The organism is Pelotomaculum propionicicum (assembly GCF_004369225.1).
Taxonomy (GTDB): Bacteria; Bacillota; Desulfotomaculia; order Desulfotomaculales; family Pelotomaculaceae; genus Pelotomaculum_B; species Pelotomaculum_B propionicicum.
Genome location: NZ_QFFZ01000108.1, coordinates 1 through 2,680, shown reverse-complemented (window position 1 = coordinate 2,680; position 2,680 = coordinate 1). Strand labels below are relative to the sequence as shown.

The 2,680-nt window shown below is 47.5% G+C and carries 2 protein-coding genes; both read left to right on the top strand.

Annotation, left to right across the window (positions count from 1 at the left end):
• Positions 1–122 precede the first annotated feature (122 nt).
• Positions 123–1,640, top strand: a complete 1,518-nt coding sequence (gene istA / locus Pmgp_RS18980; RefSeq protein WP_134216215.1) for an IS21 family transposase — start codon at positions 123–125, stop codon at positions 1,638–1,640.
• Positions 1,637–2,416 (top strand): IS21-like element helper ATPase IstB, encoded by a 780-nt coding sequence (gene istB, locus Pmgp_RS18975; protein ID WP_134216213.1) that lies wholly within the window; start codon positions 1,637–1,639, stop codon positions 2,414–2,416. Before istA ends, istB begins: the two co-directional genes overlap by 4 nt.
• Positions 2,417–2,680 lie beyond the last annotated feature (264 nt).

Genomic DNA, 2,680 nt, shown 5'->3' with positions numbered 1-2,680 from the left:
TGTATTTGCTAAACTAAAAGTGTACCAATTTTAACCCATTGATCACCAAAAAGTTGACCACCCGATCAAACCAATCCTGTACACTGTAACTGGAAATTAACAGGCGTACAGGAGGAAAGGAAATGATCGATGTGGTCGATAAAGAGACTATCAGAAAACTCTATCATGTGCAAGGCAAATCCATCCGCTGGATTGCCAGAGAACTTGGTTTTGCCAGACAAACAGTAAAAAAAGCAATACAAGACTCGTCGCCTCCAAAATATAACCTGGTTAAACCAAAACCAAAGCCGGTGATCAGTCCAATCAAAAGTATCGTAGAACAATGGCTCAAAGAAGATAAAGACAGGCCCCCAAAACAACACCACACCGGCCACCGCATTTACGAGCGTTTAGTAGAAGAATATGATTACCAGGGCAGTGAATCAGGCATACGCCGGTTGTTGGGACAACTGCGCCGCAAAGAAAAAGAAACCTTTGTTCCTTTAGAGTTTATCCCCGGCAGCAACGCCCAGTGCGACTGGTGTGAAGCAACCATCATTATCGCCGGCGAAAAAAAATTAGCTCAGGTATTTCTCATAAGGTTGGGCAACAGCCGGATGCCCTTCGTCATGGTATTCCCCCATCAGCGGCAGGAAGCATTTTTCGAAGGTATGGTTTACGCTTTTGGTTTCTGGGGGGGAGTGCCTAAAAGTGTTACCTACGACAACTTAAAAACCGCCGTTTACAAAGTCTTAAGAGGTAGAAACCGCGTAGAGCAAAACAATTTCATAAACTTTCGCAGCCACCATTTGTTTGAGAGCAGGTACTGCAACCCCGGCAGAGGTAATGAAAAAGGCTCTGTAGAAAACCTGGCCGGCTTTACCGAACGCAACTTCTTCACTCCCGAGCCAGAGGCCAAGACCTGGGCAGAAATAAACACTCTACTTGTAGAAAGGTGTCTGAAATACGCCAGAACCCACAAGGCGCCGGGCACGAATCTAACCGTAGAAGAAGCTTGGCAGGTAGAAAAGAAACACCTGCTGCCTCTTCCCGTAAGACAGTTCGACTGCTGCCGGCATATTGAAGTTAATGCCGCTAAAAACCAGTTAGTCCGCTTTGAAAACAACTTCTACTCAGTGCCCCAGGGCTGGGTAAACCATCACTTGACCCTAAAAGCGTACGTACACAAAGTAGAGATCACCGGCAGCCACCTGCTGATTGCAAGCCACAAGCGGTCTTATGCCTGTGGCGACGAGATTTACGACCTCGACCACTACCTGGAGACACTTTACACCAAACCACGGGCGCTGGAAGATTCCAAACCATTTAAACGGGCAAAATTACCGGACATATTTAACAAATACCTGGCCTCCTTAAAAGAACACCATCGTCAGCCGGAGCGTGAGTTCGTCAAAATCCTCATGCTGCACCGTGAAACCGGCTGGGATGCCCTGGAGAGCGCCTTAGAACAAGCGTTCTCAGGTGGTATATATCAATCGGACGGAGTAAGACAAATCCTTGAAAAGATAACCTGCAAGCGCCTGGCGACCTCAGGGTCTGTGCCCGGACGATATCCCCACCTGGCCAGTTTCAAGGTGGACCTGCCAAAAGTGAGCAAGTTCAACCAATTGCTCAATCAGCCGGGGGTGATTGTGCATTGAGCGTAAACGATATCATCATCCGCGACTACCTAAAAAGATTGAAACTGCCGGCAATAGCTCGGCACTACCAGGACCTTGCCCGCGAGGCTGCAGATTGCAATCGGCCATATGAAGAATACTTAAGCGCCCTTTTAGAACAAGAAGTGATCTCAAGGGAAGAAAGCACCCGCAAAAACAGGATCAGCAGGGCCAATCTACCATATATAAAGACATTAGAAGGATTCGACTTTGCTGTTATACCTGCTTTGAACAAACAAAAAGTACTTCAGTTAAGCCAGTGCAATTTCGTCAAACAAAAAGAGAATGTGGCTCTACTTGGCAATAGCGGTACGGGCAAGACTCATCTATCAATAGCGTTGGCCCTATGTGCTTGCCGCCACGGATACCGGGTGCGTTACTGGAACGCGTCCGGACTGGTCACACACCTGCTACTGGCCCAGCGGGAACACCGCCTGCTTCAGATGGAGAAGCAATGGTTGAAACAAGACCTGGTGGTGGTGGACGAAGTTGGTTTTGTCCCTTACACGCCCGAAGGGGCACAGTTGTTCTTCCGGTTTATGGCCTCCCGTTATGAGCGCGGAAGCATCATAGTTACTTCAAACCTTGAGTTTTCCCAGTGGTCATCTGTTTTTGGTGAAGAACGGCTTACGGATGCGCTGCTTGATCGATTAACCCACCAGTGCCACATATTGTTGATGAACGGTGATAGTTACCGCTTCCGGCAAAGTATCAGCCGCCAGGAAAAGGAGGTGGAAAAACATCCCGATAAATCTTAGGGTTATGGATATGCCGCTCATGTGGACTTGTGGACAGGCAGCTTGCCTTTTTGAGATGTTACTTTATGATCCCTGATCATATGGTTTAGCCATGTTACGATTCTTAATTTCTTGCCTGTCCACAGGGTCCACAATCGCTTGAATAACGCTCTGCGTTATTCACATACCCACAACCCCTGCGACGGTAGAGACAAAAATAATATTGCTAAAAGACCGCCAGTAATAATATTCCATAATTACCATTCCAAATGAGCTGATCCCCTT

Excerpts from the sequence above, each read along its gene's own strand:
- istA (WP_134216215.1), top strand. The coding sequence starts at position 123 with ATGATCGATGTGGTCGATAAAGAGACTATCAGAAAACTCTATCATGTG.